6 protein-coding genes are annotated in these 6,266 nt (G+C 66.6%); 2 read left to right on the forward strand and 4 right to left on the reverse strand.

Going from position 1 to position 6,266, the window contains the following annotated elements; all coding sequences use genetic code 11:
• A partial coding sequence (locus AB4Y84_RS10255) for a rhomboid family intramembrane serine protease (RefSeq protein ID WP_442250093.1) occupies window positions 1-527 on the reverse strand: 527 nt, incomplete at its 3' end.
• A gap of 106 nt (window positions 528-633) precedes the next feature.
• On the reverse strand, window positions 634-1,590 hold the full coding sequence (locus AB4Y84_RS10260) for a TerC family protein (RefSeq protein ID WP_025875596.1): 957 nt from the start codon (window positions 1,588-1,590) through the stop codon (window positions 634-636).
• A gap of 294 nt (window positions 1,591-1,884) precedes the next feature.
• Here AB4Y84_RS10260 and AB4Y84_RS10265 point away from each other — a divergent pair, with 294 nt between their 5' ends.
• Window positions 1,885-3,054 carry a class I SAM-dependent rRNA methyltransferase gene (locus AB4Y84_RS10265; protein WP_033832636.1) on the forward strand — a complete coding sequence of 390 codons (1,170 nt, stop codon included), beginning with the start codon at window positions 1,885-1,887 and terminating at the stop codon, window positions 3,052-3,054.
• A gap of 72 nt (window positions 3,055-3,126) precedes the next feature.
• Here the strand turns inward: AB4Y84_RS10265 and AB4Y84_RS10270 are convergent, their stop codons facing one another.
• Together AB4Y84_RS10270 and AB4Y84_RS10275 are read right to left on the reverse strand one after the other, a co-directional pair.
• Window positions 3,127-3,993 carry a hypothetical protein gene (locus AB4Y84_RS10270; RefSeq protein ID WP_312107785.1) on the reverse strand — a complete coding sequence of 289 codons (867 nt, stop codon included), beginning with the start codon at window positions 3,991-3,993 and terminating at the stop codon, window positions 3,127-3,129.
• The gene (locus tag AB4Y84_RS10275; RefSeq protein ID WP_099786352.1) at window positions 3,990-4,808 is read right to left on the reverse strand and encodes a protein klaA; all 819 of its coding nucleotides are present in this window, start codon (window positions 4,806-4,808) and stop codon (window positions 3,990-3,992) included. The genes AB4Y84_RS10270 and AB4Y84_RS10275 overlap by 4 nt, the downstream gene beginning before the upstream one ends.
• Before the next feature lie 156 nt (window positions 4,809-4,964).
• On the opposite strand from AB4Y84_RS10275, the gene AB4Y84_RS10280 reads away from it, so the two are divergent.
• The gene (locus tag AB4Y84_RS10280; protein WP_442244253.1) at window positions 4,965-6,206 is read left to right on the forward strand and encodes a dipeptidase; all 1,242 of its coding nucleotides are present in this window, start codon (window positions 4,965-4,967) and stop codon (window positions 6,204-6,206) included.
• The last annotated feature ends 60 nt before the right edge of the window (window positions 6,207-6,266 follow it).

The following is a 6,266-nucleotide window of genomic DNA, read 5'->3' on the forward strand; positions in this document are numbered from 1 at the left end:
GACACACCGTCGGCATGCGGCAGCACGGTCATCAGCATGCCGCCGTAGAACAGCATGCCGATCAGCCCGGTGGCGATCGCCGCGCGGTCGCGGCGCAGCAGGCCAAGGCTGGCCAGCAGGAACATCAGGCCGTGGGTGACGCCACTGGCGCCGAGATGGAAGCTGCCGGGGTTGCCGAGCATCCACGCACCGATGCCCGAGCCCAGCCACAACAGGGGCAGGGCACGCAGCGTGGCTTTGGGATAGACGCTGCCGGCCAGGGTACCGAGGATCAGGATGGCGAAGCTGTTGGCGGCAATGTGTTCGACCGAGCCATGCAGCAGCGGTCCGCCGATCAGGCCAAGCAGGCCCTTGGCTTCCAGCGGTGCGACCGCCCAGGGCCGCCAGTCGAAATGGTCCTGCAGGGCGAACACAGCCACCAGCACCAGCACGGCGGCCAGGCTGGCATTGAAGGCGCGCAGGATGCGCGTGCGGTCGTTGCGGGCGGCCGGCGCGTCGCCGGCGGGCAGGGGCGCGTTCGTGTTCATACCCTCAGCAATGGCGGTGGCCGGCGCGAAACCAAGGCCACCGCCGCGGGAGAGTGGCTGCGACCGGCGGGACAATCCACCGGCCGCAGCGTTCAATCGGCCAGGATCAGGCGCCGCCTTCCTTCGGCGGGTTCTTCAGGCTCAGCACCACCGTGGCGGCGATGATCACCGCGACCACGCCCAGCGAGATCGGGGTCGGGATCTTGAACAGGTCGATGATCATCATCTTGATGCCGATGAAGGCCAGCACCAGGGCCAGGCCGTACGGCAGCAGGTGGAAGCGGTCGGCCATGCCGGCCAGCAGGAAGAACATCGCACGCAGGCCGAGCACCGCGAACACGTTGGAGGTCAGCACGATGAACGGGTCGGTGGTGATCGCGAAGATCGCCGGGATGCTGTCAACCGCGAAGATCACGTCGGTCACCGCGATCAGGATCAGCACCGCGAACAGCGGGGTGAACCAGCGCACGCCGTCGCGCTTGACGCTCATCGCATTGCCTTCGTAGTCCGGCAGCAGGCGCAGGTGCTTGCGCATCCAGCGCAGGGCCGGGTTGGCTTCCAGGTCAGGCTCCTGGCCCGCGGCGAACCACATCTTCCAGCCGGTGAAGAGCAGGAAGGCGCCGAATACATAGAGCAGCCAGTGGAACTGGGTGATCAGCACGCTACCGGCGAAGATCATGATCGTACGCAGCACGATCGCCCCCAGGATGCCGATGATCAGCACCTTCTGGCGCTGTTCCTCCGGCACCGCGAAGTAGCTCATGATCATCAGGAAGACAAAGATGTTGTCCACCGCCAGCGCCTTCTCGACCAGATAACCGGTCAGGAACTCCAGGCCGACCTTGTTGGCCACGACCTGGCCGGCGGTCTCGTTCAGGTAGAACCAGAGGCCGCCGTTGAAGGCCAGCGCCAGCGCGACCCAGCCGATGGACCACCACAGGGCTTCCTTGAAAGTGACCTTGTGCGGGCCACCGTGGCGCATCAATACGAGGTCGACCAGCAGGGCGATGACCACCACCGCTGCGAAGCCGCCCCACAACCACAAATTACCGATCGTCTGCATGGGTTTGTCCGTTGGGAAATGAAAAATGCCTCAAGCCGGACGGCGAGGATCTGCAACGGAGGATCGGGAGGGGATCCAGGGACAGAGCTTCGCCAGTACGGCGAAGGTCTCGCTCGCAGTTCCGATGGGCCGGAACTGCCGTTGCACCGGAGCCTGCGGGCTCGAATTGACGGCGACAACGTCTGGGAGCTACTCCCCTTCTGCCGCCGATTCTGCGGCCTGGCCGGGCCGGCGTCAAATGCCGGGCCTTCACCGGATCTCCGGCGCCCCATGCCCCCCGGCTACAATAGGCGGATGAATACCGCCCTCCCCGTTGTCCGCCTCAAGAACGCGTGGCGTTCCAGCCACCCGTGGATTTTCCAGAAACTGGTCGAAAAGCCGACCGTCCGCCCCAAGCCCGGCTCGCTCGTCGATGTCGTCGGCGTGGACGGCGAGTTCATCGGCCGTGGCTTCTACAACGGGCATTCGCGTATTGCCGTACGCATCCTCGAAACYGACCCGCAGATCCCGGTGGATGCTGGCTGGTTCTCGCGCAAGATCGCCCAAGCGGTGTCGCTGCGCCGCGAGGTGCTGAAGCTGGACGCGGTGTCCGACGCCTGGCGCGTGGTGCACAGTGAAGGCGACGGCCTGTCCGGCCTGGTGGTGGACCGTTACAACGATCTGGTGGTGGTCGAGTTCTTCGCCGCCGGCATGTTCCGCCACCGTGAGTGGATCTACGAAGCGCTGCGCGAACAGTTCCCGGGCTGCCGCTTCCACAGCTTCGCCGACGAGCACGTGCAGAAGCAGGAAAGCTTCGACTTCCACGGCAACACCACCACCGAAGCGTCGGTGATCACCGAGTACGGCATCAAGTTCCGCGCCGACCCGGCCGGTGCGCACAAGACCGGTTTCTTCGCCGACCAGCGCGAGAACCGTGAGTGGCTGAGCCAGCAGGTGGAAGGCAAGAGCGTGCTCGACCTGTGCTGCAACACCGGCGGTTTCGCCGTGTATGCGGCCGCGCGCGGTGCATCGGAAGTGGTCGGCATCGACATCGATGAAGACGTCATCCAGATCGCCAAGGGCAATTCGCGTCTGAACAACGTGCGCCCGAAGTTCGTCCAGTCCGACATCTTCCCGTGGCTGCGTGATGCGGCCAACCGCGGTGAGCAGTACGACGTGGTGATCCTGGACCCGGCGAAGATGACCCGCGACCGCGACCAGGTGATCACCGCGCTGAAGAAGTACCTGGACATGAACAAGCTGGCGCTGGGCGTGGTCAAGCCCGGTGGCCTGTTCGCCACGTTCTCCTGCACCGGCCTGGTGGCCGAGGACCAGTTCCTCGACATGCTGCGTCGTGCAGCGTACTTCTCGGGCCGCACCATCCAGATCCTGAAGGTGGCCGGCGCCGGTCCGGACCATCCGTTCATGGCCCACGTGCAGGAATCGCGTTACCTGAAGGCCGTGTTCTGCCGCGTGGTGGACTGACCCACGGCGCGTGGAGCCGAGTGCTGCTCGGCTCCCGCACACAGCGCGGAAGACTGCCCCCGTGCGCCAGCCTCAGGGCTGCGCGCGCGGTTGCGCAGGAACCGGCTGCAGCTGCTGCAGCAACCCGTTGATCACTTCGGACCTGCGCCGCAGATGGCGGCCGAGCACGATCGCCACCGCACCCAGCGCAAGCAGCGCCGGTACCGCAAGCAGCGCCAGCACCCAGCCGACGTCGAACAGAAGCCAGCCCAGCAGACGCTGGTCATGCCATCGCTGTGACCGTTCGGAGCGGGGCAGACCGGCTGCTTTCTCGAAGCGCGACTGCATTGCCGGCGATACCGGAACACCGATGTCCTCGCCCTTGGCCAGCGCACGGGCGGTGGCGACCACGGCCGGCGAGGCCACGCCGTAGGGAAGCTCCTGCTGTGCACGCAGATAGGCCTGCCACTGCGGGTTGAAGCCGCTGAAGTCCGGGCTGGCGATCAGCGCGTCCAGCTGGCGATGGTCGAGGCGATCGCCCTGGCCCATGGCGGGTGCGGTGATGCCCATGCTTCCCCATGCACCGCACAGCAGCATCGAACCCAGCGCGAACGACCAGGCGAAGCGGCGAAGGCGATGGCGGCTGAGCAGGTCGCGCACGCCGAAGAACATCCACACCAGCAGCAAGGGGGTCATGACCAGCAGGATAAGCAACTGCTTGCCTGTGTCCTTCGCTCCATAGCCGGCCGGCACCTGTGCCCACGACGGGGGGCCCAGCTCGGTGCCGGTAAATGCCAGCGCCATGTAGGACAGCGCCGTTGCCGCCAGCGGAAGGCAGGCCAGGCCGAAGACCCGCAGCAGCGAGGCCCGCCGGTAGAATGCGCGCAGGCCCGGAACGGCTTCCACCCGCGCCTGCAGGTCCGGTGGGATCTGCAGCGGATCGCGTACCGGCGCGCTCATGCCGGCACCGCCGATGTGCGCAGCAACTGCTGCAGGGCCTGTTTCAGCTGGTCCTGTGCCTGTGCCGCGCTGGCGATCATCTGCGGGCTGGCGTTGTCGCTGTTGTGCAGCGCCTGGATGGTCTGGCGCCAGATCGGCAGCAGGATCTGCACCGTCTCGCTGTAACGGTCCAGCAGGTCGATGGCATGGCTGCGTGCCAGCTGCACCTGCATCCGGCTCATCGAATGGCTGGCCAGCAGCGCGGTCAGGTTGGCTACGCGGCGTTGCAGCCGCTCGACCGGACGGTCGAGCACCGGCGCGCCATCGTCGCTGTCCACGGCCGCTGGCAGCTCCTGCAGGAACTGCACGCCTGCATCGATGTACACCTGCAGTCGCACCCCCTGCACGTCATGCTCGAGCAGCTGCGCATCCAGTCGATCGACGCTGGCCCGCACGGCAATGGCTTCGCGCTCGATCCTGGCCAGGACATCGCCGTTGCTGCCCATGGCAATGCGACGGCGCAGGCGTTCTTCGATATCGGCACCGGTGAACCGCTCCCACCATCCCGCGCGCTGCAGCAGCGCATTGGGATCGTGTTCGGACAGCCGGCTGACCAGTTCGGCAAGCGCCTGGGCCAGTGCGTTGGCGCTGCCATCCTGCCAGGCCGGCTCGGCGCTGGCGCTGGCCAGGTCGGCCGGGCCATAGCGACCGATGTCGGTACGCCCGGCAAACAACGTTGGCAGCACATCACGCTTGAGCTGCTCGACGGTGACCGTGCTGGCGGGGACGGGCGCCTGGCCCTGCACGGGCAGCGCCGGAGGCTGGGAGTTCGACATCGATGCTTCCATTCCATGGTCGACGCAGCACGCGGTGCTGCACGCTGACTTATCGGCTGCCGGCGAGTGTAATGGAGCTGGCGGGTCAATACGGCACTACCGGCGTTGGCCGTCGCGGCGCTATGGTCGTGTCCTTCCCATTGCCGGTGGATGCCCATGCCGTCGTTGCGTCGCCTGTCCCTGCTGCTCGCCCTGGCGCTGAGTGCGCCGCTGTCCGCCCATGCCATCGACTTCAGCACGCAGGAGCTGGCCCGTGCCAAGGCACTGCAGCAGCGCCTGCTGACCCTGGATAGTCATCTGGATACGCCGGCCAACTTCGGCCGCGACGGCTTCGACATCGAGCAGCGGCACGACCGCAACGCACTCTCGCAGGTGGACTACCCGCGCATGGTCGAAGGTGCGCTTGATGGCGGCTTCTGGGCGATCTATACCGACCAGGGCGACCGCACGGCCGCCGCGCATCTGGCCGAGCGCGACCACGGCCTGCAGCGGTTGCTGGAGATCCGGCAGATGCTGGCCGCCAATCCCGAGCGCTTCGTATTGGCGCTGACCGCCGATGACGCGGCGCGGATCAAGGCCGCCGGCAAGCGCGTGGTCTACATCAGCATGGAGAACGCCAGTCCGCTGGTGGCCGACCCCAGCCTGCTGTCGTTCTATCACCGTGCGGGCCTGCGCCTGCTCAGCACCGTGCACTTCGCCAACAACGAGTTCGCCGATTCGGCCACCGATCCCAAGGGGGCTGAATGGAAGGGCCTGAGCCCGGCCGGCAAGGACCTGGTGCGCGAGGCGGTGAAGCTGGGCATCGTCATCGACCAGTCGCACGCCTCCGACGCCGTGTTCGACGATCTGCTGGCGATGATGCCGGTGCCGTTCGTGCTGTCGCACAGCTCGGCCAAGGCGGTCTACGACCACCCACGCAATCTTGATGACGCGCGCCTGCGCAAGCTGGCCAAGGCTGGTGGGGTGATCCAGGTGAACGCGTATGGCGGCTACCTGATCGACACCGCCAAGTCGCCCGAGCGCAAGCAGGCCGAAGAAGCCCTGAGCAAGCAGCTGGGTGGCTGGGATGGCATGACCATCGAACAGGGCGTGGCGCTGCAGAAGGCCGAGCAGGCACTGGACCACGAACACCCGGTGCGCCACGCCAGCCTGGACGACTTCTTCGCCCATTTCGAGCACATCCTGAAGGTGGTCGGCCCCGAGCACGTGGGCATCGGTCTGGACTGGGATGGCGGTGGTGGCCTGAGCGACCTGCCCGATGTCAGCCAGCTGCCGAAGATCACCGCGTGGCTGCTGCGCAAGGGGTACAGCGAACAACAGATCGCCGCCATCTGGGGAGGCAACCTGCTGCGGGTGATGCGCCAGGCGCAGGACCATGCGGCAAAGCAGGGCGGTTAGCCGCCCTGCGGTAGTGCCGGCCGCTGGCCGGCAACTGCATGCAGCCAATTGATACGAAGG

This window comes from Stenotrophomonas sp. 2YAF22, assembly GCF_052114665.1.
Classification (GTDB): Bacteria; Pseudomonadota; Gammaproteobacteria; order Xanthomonadales; family Xanthomonadaceae; genus Stenotrophomonas; species Stenotrophomonas indicatrix.

Excerpts from the sequence above, each read along its gene's own strand:
- AB4Y84_RS10275 (WP_099786352.1), bottom strand. The coding sequence starts at position 4,808 with ATGTCGAACTCCCAGCCTCCGGCGCTGCCCGTGCAGGGCCAGGCGCCC.
- AB4Y84_RS10270 (WP_312107785.1), bottom strand. The coding sequence starts at position 3,993 with ATGAGCGCGCCGGTACGCGATCCGCTGCAGATCCCACCGGACCTGCAG.
- AB4Y84_RS10280 (WP_442244253.1), top strand. The coding sequence starts at position 4,965 with ATGCCGTCGTTGCGTCGCCTGTCCCTGCTGCTCGCCCTGGCGCTGAGT.
- AB4Y84_RS10260 (WP_025875596.1), bottom strand. The coding sequence starts at position 1,590 with ATGCAGACGATCGGTAATTTGTGGTTGTGGGGCGGCTTCGCAGCGGTG.